This is a genomic window from Kitasatospora sp. NPDC097691 (genome assembly GCF_040302665.1).
Lineage (GTDB): Bacteria > Actinomycetota > Actinomycetes > Streptomycetales > Streptomycetaceae > Kitasatospora.
Genome location: NZ_JBEORY010000058.1, coordinates 32,801 through 49,844 on the forward strand (window position 1 = coordinate 32,801; position 17,044 = coordinate 49,844).

General features: G+C 70.4%; 15 protein-coding genes and 4 pseudogenes. 10 read left to right on the forward strand and 9 right to left on the reverse strand.

Going from position 1 to position 17,044, the window contains the following annotated elements; genetic code table 11:
• Positions 1-15 precede the first annotated feature (15 nt).
• Together ABTY56_RS30600 and ABTY56_RS30605 are read left to right on the forward strand one after the other, a co-directional pair.
• On the forward strand, positions 16-2,325 hold the full coding sequence (locus ABTY56_RS30600; RefSeq protein ID WP_350632595.1) for a helix-turn-helix transcriptional regulator: 2,310 nt from the start codon (positions 16-18) through the stop codon (positions 2,323-2,325).
• A gap of 235 nt (positions 2,326-2,560) precedes the next feature.
• A pseudogene (locus tag ABTY56_RS30605) lies at positions 2,561-2,662 on the forward strand (IS5/IS1182 family transposase); the annotation flags it as partial.
• A 381-nt stretch (positions 2,663-3,043) separates the two neighbouring features.
• On the opposite strand, the gene ABTY56_RS30610 reads toward ABTY56_RS30605, so the two are convergent.
• A complete protein-coding gene (locus tag ABTY56_RS30610; RefSeq protein WP_350632596.1) occupies positions 3,044-4,054 on the reverse strand; it encodes a hypothetical protein in 1,011 nt (336 codons plus the stop codon).
• Positions 4,055-5,300: 1,246 nt separating this feature from the next.
• Between ABTY56_RS30610 and ABTY56_RS30615 the strand changes: the two genes are divergently transcribed.
• Complete coding sequence (locus ABTY56_RS30615) at positions 5,301-5,672, forward strand: hypothetical protein (protein WP_350632597.1); 372 nt, start codon at positions 5,301-5,303, stop codon at positions 5,670-5,672.
• 563 nt (positions 5,673-6,235) lie between these two features.
• Here ABTY56_RS30615 and ABTY56_RS30620 read toward each other — a convergent pair.
• Positions 6,236-7,168, reverse strand: coding sequence for a hypothetical protein (locus ABTY56_RS30620; RefSeq protein ID WP_350632598.1), 933 nt, complete (start codon positions 7,166-7,168; stop codon positions 6,236-6,238).
• A gap of 642 nt (positions 7,169-7,810) precedes the next feature.
• Positions 7,811-8,347 carry an ArsI/CadI family heavy metal resistance metalloenzyme gene (locus ABTY56_RS30625; RefSeq protein WP_350632599.1) on the reverse strand — a complete coding sequence of 179 codons (537 nt, stop codon included), beginning with the start codon at positions 8,345-8,347 and terminating at the stop codon, positions 7,811-7,813.
• An 89-nt stretch (positions 8,348-8,436) separates the two neighbouring features.
• Here ABTY56_RS30625 and ABTY56_RS30630 point away from each other — a divergent pair, with 89 nt between their 5' ends.
• The 5 genes and pseudogenes from ABTY56_RS30630 to ABTY56_RS30650 all read left to right on the forward strand — a co-directional run bounded on the left by ABTY56_RS30630 (position 8,437) and on the right by ABTY56_RS30650 (position 12,077).
• Positions 8,437-8,829 (forward strand): ArsR/SmtB family transcription factor, encoded by a 393-nt coding sequence (locus ABTY56_RS30630; RefSeq protein WP_350632600.1) that lies wholly within the window; start codon positions 8,437-8,439, stop codon positions 8,827-8,829.
• A complete protein-coding gene (locus tag ABTY56_RS30635; RefSeq protein WP_350632601.1) occupies positions 8,826-9,575 on the forward strand; it encodes an aquaporin in 750 nt (249 codons plus the stop codon). The genes ABTY56_RS30630 and ABTY56_RS30635 overlap by 4 nt, the downstream gene beginning before the upstream one ends.
• A gap of 32 nt (positions 9,576-9,607) precedes the next feature.
• Positions 9,608-10,030, forward strand: coding sequence for an arsenate reductase ArsC (locus ABTY56_RS30640; RefSeq protein WP_350632602.1), 423 nt, complete (start codon positions 9,608-9,610; stop codon positions 10,028-10,030).
• Between the two features lie 20 nt (positions 10,031-10,050).
• Positions 10,051-10,520: pseudogene (locus tag ABTY56_RS30645) on the forward strand (GNAT family N-acetyltransferase).
• Between the two features lie 422 nt (positions 10,521-10,942).
• Positions 10,943-12,077: pseudogene (locus ABTY56_RS30650) on the forward strand (IS630 family transposase).
• Between the two features lie 22 nt (positions 12,078-12,099).
• Here the strand turns inward: ABTY56_RS30650 and ABTY56_RS30655 are convergent.
• Positions 12,100-12,483, reverse strand: coding sequence for a hypothetical protein (locus ABTY56_RS30655; RefSeq protein ID WP_350632603.1), 384 nt, complete (start codon positions 12,481-12,483; stop codon positions 12,100-12,102).
• Between the two features lie 360 nt (positions 12,484-12,843).
• Between ABTY56_RS30655 and ABTY56_RS30660 the strand changes: the two genes are divergently transcribed.
• On the forward strand, positions 12,844-13,080 hold the full coding sequence (locus ABTY56_RS30660; protein ID WP_350632604.1) for a hypothetical protein: 237 nt from the start codon (positions 12,844-12,846) through the stop codon (positions 13,078-13,080).
• A 132-nt stretch (positions 13,081-13,212) separates the two neighbouring features.
• Here ABTY56_RS30660 and ABTY56_RS30665 read toward each other — a convergent pair.
• Positions 13,213-13,542 (reverse strand): annotated as a pseudogene (locus ABTY56_RS30665) (caspase family protein); the annotation flags it as partial.
• 165 nt (positions 13,543-13,707) lie between these two features.
• Positions 13,708-14,109: a lipase family protein gene (locus ABTY56_RS30670; protein WP_350632605.1), complete on the reverse strand. Its 402-nt coding sequence runs from the start codon at positions 14,107-14,109 to the stop codon at positions 13,708-13,710.
• Positions 14,110-14,522: 413 nt separating this feature from the next.
• Here ABTY56_RS30670 and ABTY56_RS30675 point away from each other — a divergent pair, with 413 nt between their 5' ends.
• Positions 14,523-15,188, forward strand: coding sequence for a replication-relaxation family protein (locus ABTY56_RS30675; protein WP_350632606.1), 666 nt, complete (start codon positions 14,523-14,525; stop codon positions 15,186-15,188).
• 65 nt (positions 15,189-15,253) lie between these two features.
• On the opposite strand, the gene ABTY56_RS30680 is transcribed toward ABTY56_RS30675, so the two are convergent.
• From ABTY56_RS30680 to ABTY56_RS30690, 3 genes are read right to left on the reverse strand one after another with little or no spacing between them, the layout of a single operon-like run.
• A complete protein-coding gene (locus ABTY56_RS30680; RefSeq protein WP_350632607.1) occupies positions 15,254-15,529 on the reverse strand; it encodes a hypothetical protein in 276 nt (91 codons plus the stop codon).
• A 13-nt stretch (positions 15,530-15,542) separates the two neighbouring features.
• Positions 15,543-15,797, reverse strand: coding sequence for a hypothetical protein (locus ABTY56_RS30685; RefSeq protein WP_350632608.1), 255 nt, complete (start codon positions 15,795-15,797; stop codon positions 15,543-15,545).
• Between the two features lie 46 nt (positions 15,798-15,843).
• Positions 15,844-16,929: a hypothetical protein gene (locus tag ABTY56_RS30690; protein WP_350632609.1), complete on the reverse strand. Its 1,086-nt coding sequence runs from the start codon at positions 16,927-16,929 to the stop codon at positions 15,844-15,846.
• Positions 16,930-17,044 lie beyond the last annotated feature (115 nt).

Sequence of the window (17,044 nt, forward strand, 5' to 3'; positions counted from 1 at the left end):
TAGTACGGTCGGCCGGTGCCCAAGATCATTCACCGGTCCACCAACCTGTCCGCGGAGGCGACGAGCTTCGTCGGCCGGAGGCACGAGTTGGCCCAGGTCAGGAAGAGGCTGACCGCTGCCCGCCTGGTCACCCTGGTCGGGCCGGGTGGAGTAGGCAAGACCCGACTGGCGATCCGCAGCGCGACCGAACTCGAGCGCGGCTTCCCGGGCGGTGCCTGGCTGGTGGAACTCGCCGAACTCGCCGATCCCGCGCTCCTCGGTCACGCCGTCATCGCCGCCCTCGACCTTCGCGACCAGACCGCGACGGAGCCGGTGACCCTTCTCCGCTCGTACCTGAGGGACAAGCAACTCCTCCTGGTCATCGACAACTGCGAGCACCTGCTCGACGAGGTGGCCCGGCTCATCAGCGAACTGCTGGTCGCGGCACCCGAAGTGCGGGTGATCGCGACCAGCCGGGAGCCGCTGTCGGTCAACGGCGAGCACGTGCTGCCGGTCCCGCCGCTGCAGCTCCCCGCGCCACACCCGGGACTGTCGGCGCAGCAGTGCGAGAGTGAGGCGGTCAGGCTCTTCGTCGAGCGGGCGGCGGCCGCATCGGGCAGTTTCGAACTGAGCCCTGCCAACCAGGCGGCCGTCGTCGATCTGTGTCGCCGACTCGACGGGCTGCCCCTGGCGATCGAACTGGCCGCGGTGCGCACGCGGGCGCTGAGCCCCGAACAGATCCGCGACCGCCTGAGCCATCGGTTCGACCTGCTGACCGGAGGCTGCCGCGCCGCGCTCCCGCGCCATCAGACACTCCGCGCCACGATCGAGTGGAGCTACGACCTGCTCACGCCCCCCGAGCGCACCCTGCTGGCACGGTTGTGCGTGTTCGCCGGCCGGTTCACACTCGACGCCGTCGAGGCGGTGTGCTGCGACGACCTGCCCGGGGCACACCCCCTGGACCTGCTGTCGTCGCTGCTGGACAAGTCACTACTGGCCAAAGAGGACGCCGCCGGCACCGCCTACTACCGGCTGCACGAGACGATGCGCGAGTACGCCCGCCTCGAACTGCGCGAGACCGGCGAGGAGGACGCCGTTGAACGGCGGTGCGCCGACTACTACCTGGCTCAATGCCGGAAGTTCGCGGTGGAAGGACGGTACCGTCTGCTCCACTGGCTGTCCTGGACGGAGCTGGAAGTCGACAACATCCGCACCGTACTGCGCAGATGCGCCGACCGGCAGGACCTCGACCGCGGCGTCGACCTTGCGACCTGCCTGATCTGGTACTGGGTCACCCGTGCGACGACCGAGGGTGCGCACTGGCTGGACGAGCTCCTCACCCGGGACGGCGCCCCGGCCGCTCACCCGTGGGCGCACTTCGTGCGGGGATTCCTCGCGGTGCTGCACAACGACCCCGCAACCGCGGTGCCGGCACTCGACCGTGCGGTCTCCGCAGCCCGCCGCGCGGGCCAGCCGGTCGCGCTGGCACAGTCGTTGGCGATGGCCTCGATCGCGGCGAACCTGACCCGTGATCACGCGTCCGCCCAGCGGCTCCTCGACCAGGCCCACGCCGTGGCCCGAGACCTGGACGATCTCGGCGCCGTCCTCACGATGCACCAGGCCCGGTCGCTCAACAGCCTCGTCGACGGAGACCTCGACGCGGCGCGATCCGCGGCCGACGAGGGTGCGCGGCTCAGCCGCGAGGCGGGTGACCTCTACAGCCTCGACATGATGCTGATGAACCAGGGCTTCGCCGGGCTGATCGCCGGAGAGTGCCGCGAGTCCGAGCAGCGGTTCACCGAGGCACTGCGAATCGCCCGTCAACTCGACGACCGCGTCGCCCAGTGCTACCTGATCGGCGCGCTGGGATGCAGTGCGGCCACCACCGGCCGGCCACAGCTCGCGGCGCGACTGCTGGGCGCGATGGAGCGCATGCGAGGCGACGTGGGCGCCGGCGTCCACCCGGGAATCGCACCCTCACTGGCGCACGCCACCACGTCGGTCACGACTGCCCTCGGCTCCGCCACATTCGACACGCAGTTCCGTGCAGGGCAGCAGCTGAGTCGCGAAGCCGCCGTTCGGCTCGCACTTCGCGAGGACTCCCGCCAAGCCCCGGCAGCCCCACACCAGAACAGCACAGGAATCCTCGGGAAGCGCGAAGTCGCCGTCGCGCGACTGGTGGTCGACGGTCTGAGCAACAAGGACATCGGCTCACGCCTGTTCATATCCGAGCGCACCGTCGAAACCCACATCCGCAACATCCTCAACAGACTCGACTTCACCTCACGAACCCAGATCGCCGTCTGGATGACTGCACAAGACCACCACGAAGACCTGCCAGTCTGACCACGCCAGGTCAAGATCCTGCGCCTGAGGAGCCGGGGGGACCGGACCGAGGAAGGCGAGAGCCGCACCTCCAACAGATCGTTCCCGCAGAGCGGCGGGCGGCGGGGCTGCTCGAACTCGAACATCAATGCCTCCACCAGTTCGAGGAGCTGCAGATCCGACAAGAGCTATGCACCGGCTTTCGCCCAAGCTGCTCCAGGCGGCATGCTCCGCCTGCGCAGGCTTTGGACCTCTCTTAAAGCAGTGGCGCGGCCTGGCCATGCGGTGCGACAAGCTCGCCGTCGCCTACCAGGCCGCACTTCACCTCGCCGCGATCCTCATCTGGGTCCGGCGATAGACCGCCGTCAGCGATCGACCACCCAACGCGACTGCGCGCGGGTGAGCAGATGTGACGGGGAAGCAGCCGGACGAGCCGCGCCAACGGGGATCGATCAGGTCTTCGACCGGTCGGTTCAATTGCGATCTTCGCCGAGGTCCCTCGGGGCAACCGGCCTTCGAAGAGCGCGACCAGGTACCTCGGGCGAAGGAGCGCGGCCACACAAACCCTGCAGGCCCGGGCCGTGGCCGTCCGGGGCCCGCGCCGCATCCGGTGCCGACTGCTCGTCCCACTCGGCGGCTCGGCCGTTGTCCGGCCGCGTCGTTTCACGCCCTGCGGGGCGCCCGCGCTGCCGGGCCGGCCGTGGTGATGATGATCGGCCCGGAACCCGCGGTGGCTGCGTCAGGGGCTGCTCGAGGTGGCGACGAAGGTGAACCCGCCGAGTTCGAGGAACAGGGCGTCGGCGAGCCCGGGCACGCCGGTGAGGGGGACGGCGAGTCGGCGTTCGAGTGCTCCGGCGTTGGCGGTGACCGGGTTGTAGGCCCTCAGCACGATGCGGGCGTCACACGGGAGGGGCTGGTCGAACCGGACCACGACCGTGACGGTTCCGGAGTAGTGGGCGGGCAGGAGGATCGAGCGCGTGTACCCCTCGTCGGTGCCGGGCGGGTAGATCTGCGCCGTGATGCTGAACGGGGCCCGCTGGTCGGTGCTGGAGAAGGTCGCCGTGCCGGAGGGCAGGTCGGTGCCGGAGATCCCGAACACGAACCGCGTGGGGGTGTCGTTCAGGTTGCTGACGGCCAGGTCGGAGAGGACGTAGCTCGTCTGCCGGCACGGGATGACGTTGACGTTGCGCCAGCAGACGTTGGGGTTGTCCCTGACCCAGTTCCAGTAGGCGGCGAGCGAGCCGAACGTGGGCAGCGTGGCGGGCATGGGGTGGGCGGGGGTGTCCACGGTGGCGATCGTGCAGTAGTGGCCCGGCGGCGTCTGGCTCGGCCAGAGGAAGGCGGACCTGCTGACGCAGATCTGTCCGGGCGGGATCTCCCTGGCACCGCCGCGGACGGTGAGCGGTACGGGGGTGCCGCCGCCTTCGGCGTTGATCGGGGTCCAGGCCCGCGGGTCCAGGACCAGTCCTCCGGGGGCGTAGTAGAGCCTGACGTTGCCGGAGGAGGGGCACCCGGTCCGCAGGTTCTTCCCCCGGACGTAGACGCGGTTGAGCTGCCCGGCCACGATGGGGTGGCCGAGTCCGAGGTCGGGGCCGTCGTAGCTGGACTCCAGCAGCGCGAAGTCGAGGACGTCGCTGCCGAAGGGGATGATGTCGGGGGACTCCCAGACGGGGTCGGAGGTGGGGGTCTGTCCCACGTCACGGAAGTTGTCCCGGACCAGGATGTCGTTCCAGTCGGCGGCGGCGTTCATGGTTCCTCCCGGGGGAATGGCGTGTGAATCGGCGGGCAGGCGGGGGTGCGCCTCGTGCGGCCTTCGCGGGCCGCTGCTCGTCGGGTTTCCGCAGGGGGCCGGGGCGCGGAGTGTGCGATCCTCGGTGCCCGGTCGGCGCGGAGGCCGAGTCGGGAACGGTGTGCTGGGTCCCGGGTCTGCGGGCGAACGGCCGGTGGCCGTCGGGGCGTTGTGCTCCCCGAAAGCGGGCGGCCTACGGAGCGCCGGTGGAGGCGGCCCTCCTCATCGGCGGCCGCATCGGGTCGCCGGACGTGTCGATGAGTCGGTCCTGGCACATCGGGACGGCGAATACGCCCGTCCCGGCGTCGCGGTGACGGCGCGAGGGAGAAGTCCAGGCGCCAGCCTGCGGGTTCGCGGGGAAGCGTCCCGGTGCAAGAAATGTACGGGCTCGAACCATCGCGTCCAATAGGCCGAATGAGTGAATGGGCGGGCGCCTGCCGTTGCCGTGGCAGAGGGGAAGGCCGGCGACGCCTGCCGAACGCGCCGTACCAGGGCGGTAGTTCGCCCGTCGGAGCCGTTCCGGGCCGGCTGCGGCAGGCGGCGGCCATCCGCTGGGCCACAACGAAGAGCATCCTGGTTCGCACCTTGCTTCCGCCCAAGCGCGCCGGCCGTACGGCTGTGTGGGGGCGGGTACTCGCAGTGGTCCGCCGGGAGCGTGCGCCCCGCGGACACGGCGGCTTGACCGGATCTCCCGTAAATCGCCCGCGTGGTGAGCGACCGTCGTCGCCGGCCATGGCCTCGCAGCCCACCGCGACCACCGGCCGCCAACCGGACCCGTGGCGGCGACCCCCACCCGGCGACTGGTCAAAACAGGCGAGGAGATCGACCTTCGGGCTGCCGCCCGCGCGGCGGGCGTCAGCCTGGACTTCCTCTACGCCCACGCCGACCTGTGCAAACGCATCGAAACTCTGCGCGGTCAGCAACGGGCTGACCACCGGCCCCTCCATCAGAACCCGCCAGCCGACGACGGCACGGTGATCCATACCCTCACCGAGGCCCTCCGCCGCGAACGCGCCGCCCCGCCGAGAGCACGTCCAAGAGCTCGAACAACGGCCGGCCGCCGCCCACGGCGAGATCCTTCGCCTCCAGTGTCGGCTTCGAGAACGCGGCGACGCGCCCCGGTGAACGGCAGGCCGGCCGCTGCACGCTCGCAACGTGCCAGAACAATGCAGTTGAGGCCGGAGGATCAGCCCGGCACACTCGCCCGGTGAGCCGCAACGAACAAGCGGGCAGATGGGACGGACCCTGGTACAGGGTCCGCACGGAGCACTTCGAGGCGGCGTTCCTGCCGATTGCCGGCGAGGACTTGGAATCGGTGGACAACATCGACGTCTTCGTGGACCTCAACGACGGAACCCGGTGGAGTGCGACCGTCATCACCCTCGCTCAGGTGGAGACCATCATGGAGCGGTGCGCGGCGACCGGGGAGGCCCTCGGCGGCGCCTACTTCTCGTGCTCGGACGGCCTCATCGTCCGCGACGCCAGCATCAGCAAGATGACCCAGGTCCTCGTCGGCTGGTGCCCTATCACTCCGGAAGCGGTGCCGTTCGGCCGGTTCGGCCGTTCGGCGTGGACGTAGTTGAGGAGCATGCCGGCGAAGGGCTCGGGGCCTGGGGTGGGTGGATCGCCGAGCCGGAGTGCGACCTGATCGGGTTCGTGCTGGACGTCGTGGATGGTGAGCCGGACCAGACGCCGGATGGGCTGGGCGCGGAACAGGATCAATGCGGCGGCAACCCCCTCCATGGGCGGGAGTTCGTCGCTGGTCGTGACCTTGCGGATCAGGGCAATGCGCCGATGCCGGCTGATCGGGGCCGGGGTTCTCGGTGCGGACCGGCACCTTCAGGCGGGGCATCGCGAGCTCGTCGTCGAAGCCCCGCACTCCATGGAGAGGTGGTACTCCCATGCGAGGCTCCCGCACCGACACCGAGATGCTCGACACCTGCGCGGCCCCCAAGCGCGGTCGGTACGACAGCCGCAGCAGGTCGGTGTGCTGGAGGAAGACCCGGGCCTCGGCGCCGCGGCCGAGGCCGGTCAGGCAGTCCGCGAGGTCGTACCGGTCTGCCGAGGCTGGCTGCTCTACTCCAGCAGAGGTGCCGCCGGGATCCTTTCCCCTCGTTGTCTCATGCAGGACAACCGCGGAGATCAAGGGTCGAGGCAGCTCGCAAGGACCAGGTCCACTGCATGGGGCGGCAGGTTCGCGTTGTTCGCGGCCGCGCGCAGAGCGGACGGATTTCCTGCCCGCACAACCTGCCAGAGCTGCTCAGGAGACGCTGATGGATGCTCGGCCACGGCTTCGTCCATCTCGGGCCCGGGCTGATTGCTCAGACAGGCCGCGAGCACGGCCGGTGTCGCGTTCCCGTTATAGGCGACTGCCAGAACCGCCTCGAACGGGCTCCTCCCATCCTGGGCGATGGTGAGCAGCACATCGGCCGGGCAGTTCAGTTGGTGAGCCAACTGCTCGTAACCGCTCGGACCGTACCGGCGGGCGGCCTCCCGGTGCTTCTCCGGGTCCCCGGAGCAGAGGGCGGCCAGGAGGGCCACCGCGGGGTCCGGATCGTCGATCAGGGCGGAGACCACCCGGGGCTGTCGGCGGACGTGGTTGAGGGGCACCATGCGGACCCGGGGATCGGGATGGTCCGCCAGCGCCATCACGCCTTCGACGTCCCAGTGGAAATGCCCTCCGCCACTGCGGCCGGCGAGGGCTTGGTCCACCATCAGGTCGATCGGGATCGAGGAGCCGTTGCTGAGTACGTAGGCCCGCCAGCGGCCCTGTTCGGCTTCGTACAGGCGGCGGATCAGGTAGGCCGGTGTCCCTAGGTTCCCGGCCACCCGGGCGGTGACCTGCGGGTCGCCCAGGTCGAGCAGCCGTTCGTAGGTCGCGGCCGACAGGCCGTTCCAGTAGCCGGCGGCCGGGACCGCCATCGCGGGCCAGGTCGCACTGAGGACCTCCTCGACCGCGGAGGCCGGTGCTCGCCGGTTGTCGACGGCGGTACGGCGCAGTTCTGCCAGCGCCGAGTCCGCGTCTGGGTGGTGCGGGCAGGGTGTCAGGGGCGCTGGTCCGGTGGTGACCAGCATGGATCGAAGCACCTGACTGTCCTGGGTGGACTGGGCGAGCGTGATGCGGACGCACGCTTCCATGCGGTCACGGAGCGGGCGGGCATACGGTTCGCCGAGGCGCTCAGGACGCCTGGGAAGCCGGGTGCTGGCTGATCGATTGGACGGCTCCGGCGCTCCAACGGGTCCGGTGCTGGCCAAGTGGTGTGCTCAGGTTGGCCAGGTAGCGCGAAAACTGTGGCCATCAACCCTGAGAAGTGGCCATCTACCGTGCACAGTCACAACACCGCAGCCGGCCCGGCGCGGGTTGCCTCTGAGGTTGCTACTGGGGCTTGCTTCTCGGGGCTGCTTCTCGGGGCTGCGTCAGGCGGAGCCGCCGGAAGCGGGTTTGCGCCGCTCAGCGCCCGTTGTCCATGGGTCGGCGGGCGCCGACTACTTCTCCCTGGGCACCTCGGCGGGTGCCGGGTGAAGTCCGGGCACCGGAGCGTGGAAGGAGAAGAGGAGCGGGAGAGTCGGCGCGCAGAGCAGGAGCGAGACGAGATCCCGGCCACCTGATGCTGTGCGCCGACGGCGTGACGGGTGGTCCGCTGCGCGGTGGCCCGGCGGCCCCGCTTCGCGGCGCCACCGGCCGGGAGGAGAGGCGGGGGCGGGCGGGACAGCCGGTCAGCTTCCGCAGGCGCAGCCGGCTGCGGCCTTCGCCTCGGCCGGGCTTCGGGTGGGGTCGAGGGCTTCCTCGTCGGGGCTGCAGCAGGCGGTGGTGCCGCAGCAGGCGTCGGGCGCGCCCTCGGCGCTCTTGCCGAGGGTGTCGGCGTCGGCCTTGACGACGTAGACCTCCCAGGGCTCCTTGCCGGGGCCGGTCACCCAGGTCTTGTCCTGGAGGGCGTAGCAGCACGACGTGTCTCCCCCAGCCTTCGGCCGGGAGGTGCCCCCATCCTCGAAGGTGGCCAAGCCCGCCTCCTGGAGACGCGCGGTGGCGGCGGTGACCTGCTCGGTGCTCTCCACCTCGACACCCAGGTGGTCCAGGCGGGTGTCCTCACCCGGCTCGCCCTCGATGAGGACGAGCTTGAGCGGGGGCTCGGCGATGGCGAAGTTGGCGTAGCCGGGCCGGAGCTTTGCCGGCTCGGTGCCGAACAGCTTGGAGTAGAAGGCGACGGAGCCTTCGAGGTCGGCGACGCGCAGGGCGAGCTGAACACGGGACATGGCGGTCTCCCCGATCCGAGATCCTTGTTTCGATGTCTGTCGATACAGCGAGCTTGCCTCTCCGAATAGATGGCTGTCAACATAGACATATGTCGAATCTGGAACTTGAGGTGCTCGGGCAGGAGGACGCGGCGGCGTGCTGCGCGCCGATGGTCCGCGAGCCGCTGGGCGAGGAAGCCGCCGCCGACCTGGCGAAGATGTTCAAGGCCCTGTCGGACCCGGTCCGGTTGCGGCTGCTGTCGCTGATCGCCTCGCACGAGGGCGGCGAGGCCTGCGTCTGCGACCTGACCGGCCCGTTCGACGTGTCCCAGCCGACCATCTCCCACCACCTCAAGGTGCTGCGCGAGGCCGGCCTGGTCGGCTCCGAGCGGCGCGGCACCTGGGTCTACTACTGGGTACTGCCCGCCGCCCTGGCCAAGCTCTCCGCCCTGCTCCAGGCCCCGGCCGGCACTGCTCCCGCGACGGGCGGAGGCGCAAGATGACCGAGATGGCTCCGCTCGGGCGCCGGGCCGCAGTCGAGTTCGTCGGGACCGGAGCGCTGGTCGCCGTCGTGGTCGGCTCCGGCATCCAGGCCACCAAGCTCTCCCAGGACGTCGGCGTGCAGCTGCTCGCCAACTCGCTGGCTACCGTGTTCGGCCTCGGGGTGCTGATCGCCCTGCTCGGCCCGGTCTCCGGCGCGCACTTCAACCCGATGGTCACGCTGGCCGCCTGGTGGACCGGGCGCCACGACGGTGACGGGCCGAGCTCTCGCGAGGTCGCCGCCTATGTCCCCGCGCAGATCCTCGGTGCGATCGGCGGGGCGGTGCTGGCGGATGCGATGTTCGCCGAGCCGCTGGTGCGCTGGTCGACCCACGCCCGCTGGGCTCCGCATCTGTGGCTGGGCGAGGTCGTCGCGACCGCTGGGCTCATCCTTCTGATCTTCGGTCTGGCCCGCGCAGGCCGGGCGCACTTCGCGCCGGTCGCGGTCGCCTCCTACATCGGCGCCGCCTACTGGTTCACCTCCAGCACGTCGTTCGCCAACCCTGCGGTGACGATCGGCCGGGCGTTCACGGACACCTTCGCCGGCATCGCGCCCGCCTCGGTGCTGCCGTTCATCGCCGCCCAGCTCGTCGGCCTGGTGGTCGGCGTCGCCCTGGTCGCCGCGCTGTTCGGCCGCCCCGCAGCGACCGCCGCCGAGGACGTCGTCGTCCCGCACGGCGAGCACCACCCGGCCGCCACCGGCCGCTGACCTGTCCCACGCCTGCCCGAAGGAAGACCCCTGTGAGCACTCCCCCCGCCGTCCCGTCCGTGCTGTTCGTCTGCGTCCACAACGCCGGCCGCTCCCAGATGGCCGCCGCCTTCCTCACCCGCCTCGGCGGCGACCGCGTCGAGGTCCGCTCCGCCGGGTCCGCCCCCGCCGACACCGTGAACCCGGCCGTGGTCGAGGCCCTGGCCGAGGTCGGCATCGACATCTCGGCCGAGGTGCCGAAGGTGCTGACCGTCGAGGCGGTACAGGCGTCCGACGTGGTGATCACGATGGGCTGCGGCGATGCCTGCCCGTACTTCCCCGGCAAGCGGTACCTGGACTGGCAGCTGGACGACCCGGCCGGCCAGGGCGTCGATGCCGTGCGCCCGATCCGCGATCAGATCGAGCAGTGCATCCGTGGCCTGCTCTCCGAGCTCGGCATCGAGGCCGCCGCGTGACCACCGTTACGGTCACCGGGATGCTCCCGCAGCACGCCGAGCAGGTGCTGGCGATCTACCAGGCCGGGATCGACGGCGGCGACGCCACCTTCGAGACCACCGCCCCGACCTGGGAGGCCTTCAACGCCTCCCGGCTCACCGAGCACCGCCTGGTCGCCCTCAACGGCGACCGGGTGCTGGGCTGGCCGCGGTCGTGCCGGTCTCCGAGCGGTGCGCGTACGCCGGGGTGGTCGAACACTCCGTCTACGTCCACCCCGACGCCCAAGGCCAAGGCGTCGGCCTGGCCCTGCTGACCGCGCTGCTGGAATCCACCGACGCCGCCGGGATCTGGACCGTACAGTCCGGGATCTTCCCGGAGAACACCGCCGGCCTCGCCCTGAACGCCAAGGCCGGCTTCCGGGTCGTCGGCGCCCGCGAACGGCTCGGCCGCCACGTGAGCCGCTGGCGCGACGTCGTTCTCGTGGAGCGCCGTAGTCCAACTGTGGCCTGAGCCGGTAAGCAGGCCCCCACCCCGCGGTCAGCTCCGCCCACCCGCCCGGCTGCCATCCGGCGGCCGCAGTGCCGCTGTGCCGCCGCCGCCGTCCGGCCGCCGGATCCGGCCCGGCCGTCGTCGCTGCCGCCGCCGCTGGCTGTTGTGCCGTTGGCCGGGCCACCGGCCGTCGCGGCTCGTCTGCCGCTGCTGTGCCGCCCCCCCGGCTGCCGCGTCGCTGCTCTGCCCGTCCCGGCCGCTGTCCGGCCGCCTTTCCGTCGCCCCGCCAGCTGTCGGGCCCCCTCCGGCTGTTGTGCCGCCTCGGTCGGGGCGGTGCTGGGCCGCCGGGTCGCTGCCTGGTGCCGCATCAGGCAACGTTCGCCTCGTTCTGATGCACCGCCCGGTTGCTGTGCTGATGGCCGCCGGACGGTCAAAATGATCACCTGGCTGAACGTGTGCAGGTCCGTGAGATCGATGACGACGAGGGCAGGCGGTTGCTGCGGATCATCCGCAGAGGTACCGGGTCGGTGGTGACATGGCGGCGCGCCCAGATGGTCCTGTTGCCCGCGCAGGGCATGCCCGTGGCGAAGATCGCCGAGGTGACGTTCACCAGTGCCGACCGGGTCCGCGACGTGATCCACAACTTCAATGCCGACGGCTTCGACTCGCTCTACCCGAAGTACCGGGGCGGCAGGCCCAGGAGGTTCACACTGCCTGAGCGCCGCGAGATCAAGAAGATCGCCAAGTCCAAGCCGGCCGAGCACGGCCTGCCGTTCTCGACCTGGAGCCTGGCCAAGCTGGCCGACTTCCTGGTCGCCGAGGGGGGTGGTCGACGACATCAGCCACGAGGGCCTGCGCATCCTGCTCCGCGAGGAGGGCGTCTCCTTTCAACGCGTGAAGACCTGGAAGACCTCCCGCGACCCCGACTACGCGGCCAAGAAGGCCCGGGTCGAGCACCTCTACGCGATCGCCGACGGCGAGGTCATACCCGAAGAGGGCGAGCCCGAAGTCGTCTTCTGCATGGACGAGTTCGGGCCGCTCAACCTCCAGCCCCACCCCGGCCGGCAGTGGGCCGAGCGCAGTGGCAAGGGCAAGGACCCCGACCCGCGAGCCCCGACCCCGTCGACGGGCGACCTACACTCGCTCGTACGGGGTCCGGCACCTGTTCGCCGCCTACGACCTGGGCAAGGACCAGCTCGACGGGCACATCAAGAAGACAAAGAACCGCTCGAAGTTCCTGGAGTCCTGCCGCTACCTGCGCTCGCTGCACCCGATGGACGTCCGCATCGCGATCGTCTGCGACAACTACTCCCCGCACCTGACCACCAGGCGGTGCCAGCGGGTCGGGACCTGGGCTGCGGCGAGCAACGTCGAGATCGCCTACACCCCGACCAACAGCTCCTGGCTCAACCGGATCGAGGCCCAGTTCACCGCCCTGCGCTACTCCGCCCTCGACGGCCCGACCATCCCAGCCACAAGGCCCAGGGCAGCATGATCCGCCGCTACATCATCTAGCGGAACAAGCACGCCGCCGACAAGCGCCTCACCGCCATCGTGAGCAGGGCCAACGCCGCCTAACCGGCGACGGCGCCAGCCGGCGTCACCAAAGGCGCAGGAAGCCCCGGACGTCGTCATAACCGTCGAGAGCCCGACCATCCACGTCCGCCGGATCCGTTTCAGCACGCACCGCCAGCGACCTCGCCAGCGCGAGGGCGTCGTCGCCGAGACGGCCGAAGCGTCGAGCGGTATGGCCCAGGCACAGGCCGGCCAGCCCGAGAAGCGGACTGCCCGACACGGCGCGCGTCCCAACCTCCATGCACCAGTGCTCGACGAACTCCCGGTCGTCGTCGCTCAAGGCGATTCCGACCAGGACGTCCGCCGCTTCGCCCTCGTGCGAGCGGTCACGCAGGGCCCGCTCCAACGTCTCGACCACGACCTCATGAGGCAGCGCGGGAGGGTTCTCGAAGCTCAGGTGAGAATGCATCCCGCGAGACTACGCGCCCCTCGCGATCCGCACTCGACCGGCAAGCACGGGGCGAGCGTTGCCTTGATGCGGCACTGGCCGCCGTCTGTTGTGCCGCCGTCCGGCCGCCGAAGTCGCCGTTGTGCCGTCGCTGCCTGCCGCCGTTGTGCTGTTGCCCGGTGGTGGGGGCGGCGAGGGTGCCGGCGGTGATGCGGGCGATGAGGAAGGAGTGCCCGGCCGCTTCCGCGACGGCGCTTGCGACCGGCCGCACCAGCTGGGGCTGTTCGCGGTAGGGGGAGGTGGTGCGGGCCTGGAGGAGGGTGCGGGCGGTGCAGGTGGTGAGGGCCTGGTGGTCGGCGTAGCGGGGGCTGGTCGAGGTCGATGATGCGCTCGGTGTCGTCGGGTTCGAGGCTCAGCTTCGCGTCGGCGGGCCTGCTCGTCGAAGCCGGCGGCCTGCTGGAGGGCGAGGTCGACCTCGTTCAGCTGGACGTCGTGGCGGGGGTTGGGGAAGAACCAGGGCCGGTCCCCGTCGAAGCCGACGGTGGTCAGGCCGATCCGCTGGTCGCTGGGCAGGTCGGGGGAGGCGTTCATGCGCTGGACGACAGCGTCAACCGATAGGATCCCGGGTCCGTGTCCGGCGACGGACAGGTCGGTGACGGCCTGCTCCAGCAGCCTGGGGAAAAGGCTGGCGTGCGCCTGCTGGTGCGGCTGGGCGGAGGAGACGACGACCAGGCCCGACCCTGGCTTCCGACCCCAGCTGGCGCCCAGGCTCTCAAGCGCGGCGGCGGCCAGCTGGTTGCCGCCCCGGCCGATGTAGCAGGCGTCCAGCAGCAGCATCACCCGGCGAAGCCGCGTCTGCTCCAGCATCGCGTCAGCAAGATGCGCTGTGCGCAGTGAGGTGTAGGCCAGGTCGTCGGGGTCGATGTCGGCGGTGAGCAGGACGTGCTTCTCGCCGTACTCGAGGATCTCGCCGTGGCAGGACAGGTACAGGGTCAGCAGGTCGTCCTCGTGCCGGTGATCCGCCGAGCAGAACGCGTGGAGAGCGTCGGTGAGCTGATGTTTGGTGGGGTTGAGCGGCAGCGGGTCGTGGAGGCGGTAGCCGAGCTGTCGGGGTGAACAGGTCGACGACCCGGTCGCGGGCCTCGACCAGGCCGGGTCGGTTCCAGGCCCGGTTCTTCGGGTAGTCGGCGACCACCGCGGCGTTCAGGTACGTGCGCGGCCCGTCCACTGCTCTGGCGGCACTGCTCACGCGAGGCCCTCGGCGATCGCCCGCCCGCACAGTTCGTCCGTGAGGTAGGAGGTCGCGTCGTGGGCGTGCGCGCCGTTGGACACCGTCGCCGAGTGCACCCGCTCCCCGAAGACCGGCCGCAGGTCCTTCACCAGCGCAACCACGTCGCCGAGGTCGGCCAGGTTCGTCCACTCCAGCTGGTCGCCGCCCGGCCAGGCCCCGCGCACCGCCTTGCCGTCCCGGACCGGGGCGGGTTGGAGGCGGCTGACGACCAGGTTCGGGATGCCCAGCGGGGAGCCGATCGTCACCAGCGCCCGCACCTGGTGGCCGGGCAGTGCGCACAGGGCCTCGTAGGCGACCACCGAGCCGAGCGAGTGCGCCACCACCACCCGGGTGTCCTCCCCGATCTGGGCGATCACTCGGGCGTGGGACTGGTCTCGCAGCTGCTAGTCGGTCAGGTAGGCGCGAACCTGCTTCAGGTCTGCGACCATCGCCCGCAGTGCCAGGTCGGCGAAGAACTTCGACCCCGACAGGGCTCGCAGGCCTGCCTGCACCGATCGCGGCGTCGCACCAGAACATCGCCCGCGTCCGGCGCCACCACCCCCGGGTCCGTCTCCGCCGCCGCCTGCCACCAGGCCGCGAGCAGGTCCTCGCCACCGCCGACCGGCTCCAGCGACTGCTGCGCCCGGGGCGGCGTCGAACAAGGCGGTCCGGCAGGCGCTCGGCGATCTCGCGTTGCACGGCCTGGTCGCCTCGGACGGCAACACCGGGGACCGGCACAAGACGTGGCGGCTGGAGGGCGCGGCCGGGTTGGACGCGGCCGCCGCCGTGCTTGGGATGGTCCGGTCGGAGATGGGCGGCCCGGGGCGCGGGTCGCTCCGGCGCCCAGCATGCGATGGCGGTCAACGAGACGATCGCCGCGTTCGTCCTCGGCGGCAGCGCGTCCGGGGCCGCGGGCGGGGTGGGCACGGTGTGCTCCTGGTCGACCCGAGACCGAGTTCTTGCTGCCGGGTGCAGGCGCAAGGTGCGTCCAGACGGTGTGTGGCAGGCCCCGGAGATCGGGGTGCCGGTGTTGATGGTCGAGGTCGACCGTTCCACCATGGCGCCGGCCGACGTCGCCGCGAAGTTCCCCCGGTACCGCGAGCTGTTCCGCACGAAGGTGAAGAGCACCGACCCGGCCCTCGACGACCGGGAGCCGGCGGAGCGCACGGTGCATTGGTGGTGCCGTACCTGGCCCGGTCACACCCGCGCCGGATACCCGCCCGTCGCCCTGGTCGTCACCGGCGTCGGACCCGTCGCCCTGGCAGGCCGCCAGGCGGCCGTGGCGGACCTGTCGGCCGAGATCTGGGGCGGGCAGTGGTGGACCGTGCCCCAGGACGACAACGACGGCGACGGCTGGCGCGAGTACGACGACGCCGTGCCCATCATCGCGACCACCCTGGAGCACGGGGCGCCCGCCGACGTCGTCCGCGAACGCCCCGCCGAAACGGCCAGCTGACCGCGCCTCACCTGCGCCACCGGCCGTGCTGCGGCCAACCGGGCACCGCAGTCCCTCAGGGGCCCTCAGCCTGGCCCCGATCCGCCGTCCTGGGGCGGCTTGACATCACCGGATGCCGCGATCACACCGCCGTAGCCGATCTCGCGCGGGTCCAGCGTCTTTCGGCTCCCACCGGAAAAGGCGGACAGACCGTCCTCCGCGAGATCCGGCGCAGCACCAGCGGACAAGTCGCCGTTCCCAGACATTGCGACGGCGACTGCACGGCCTTCCTTGCCGAGCGAATCCGACATCGGGGCGACAGTAGCGAAGAGTTCGTCAGGGAGCTCGATGATCAATCGCATGGCGCACTCCTCCTCAGGCGACTATCGCGTAGCGGGCCTCGAACTGCACCGAAGAACCGGTCAGATTCCTGATGGTGATCCAGTAGGTGACATGGGAATCGTCGGCTCGCTCGATCGCCAGGTCCCAGTCGATCTGCGCGGCGCCGGCGCGAGCGCTGTCGGGCACCACCTCCCACAAGACGTGTTGCGGTGCAGACCAGTTGAAGGTGAACCATCGCTGGGTCTCGTTGGGGTTTAGCGTGCCGCGGAATTGCACTCCAGTGATCACAACGTCCTCCTTGTCGAGATGTGGGGGAGCCGGGCCGGCGGACGGCTCACGTCCGGCCCAGTACGCAGTAGCGCCCTTCGAAGTCCACGCTCTGGTCGGTCAGGTTGGTGACCGTGATCCAGTAGGTGAGGTAGTTCCCGGAGGGGCGCTCGATCGCCACCTTCCAATGGAGCTGTGGAGCTCCCGGACGGGGCGCAATGGGCAGCATCCGCCACTCGACCCGTTCCCATTCGGGCCAGTTGAACGTGAACCAGCGTTGGGAGGAACGTGCGGCGACGGTGCCGGTCCACTGGACGCCGACACGCGGATAGCTCCGCGTCGGCCACCCGGGGACGAGGCATTGACCGGCCTGGTTCGACCAGTACGACTGCACGGACACCCCGTCGAGCGTGGACGTCGCCGAGCAGACGTCGCCGATCTCGCACCAGCCTCCCTGGCTGCACGTTCCTGCGACACCGAGGAACGCGCTCCCCTCGGGGTCGGTCGCAGACTCGACCAGCTCGTGGCTGATGATCGTAGTGATTCGGGACAGGCTGCCCGAGTTGGTGATCCAGGCGAAGTGAATCCGCTGGCCTGACCGGATGTAATACGTGTGCTCTCCGATGAAGTTGCTGTTACTGGCATTGACGCCGGTCGGCATCATCACGCAGTAGAGCGTTTGGTTGTCGACATCCGTGGCCGGCACCGTGCCCGCAGTGATCTGTGCGTCGATGAAGTTCGAGACCTGAACGTCCGTGAAGTTGTTCGGCGGGTTGGACGACGTGATCACGGTCGATCCGCGGACGAAGCCGCGTCCGATCCCGCGGTACTGGGCCAACCCCGCCATGTAGGGGCCGACTGTCATGGTCTGACACGCAGCGGTGATCTGGGCGGAAGTCGGGATGGGCGCAGGGGTGGCCGTCCAGGCGGTCCCCCAGTAGATGAGGAACAGCTGTGTGACCTGAAGGACCGTTCCACCGTTGTCGACGAACTTGTCCGCGCCGCCAGCGCCACCCGCGCGCAGGCCGAGCGGCATCGGTTCGACGACGCGCACCGCGTCGACTAGCTTTCTGTCGACGACTCCACCCTCCGGGGCGACCGTGAGCTGCTCGGCGGCCTCCCGATCGGGTCGTACGGGTGCTTCCGTTGCCATGGTTTCCTCCCTCGATCGTCCGAGATGGGGCCGTTCGCCCCCGCTTGGGTCCCAGACTCCGGCACGAGTGAAGGAGCATCTCCACCATGCCTGGACAGCCGTGGGAGCTCGGAAG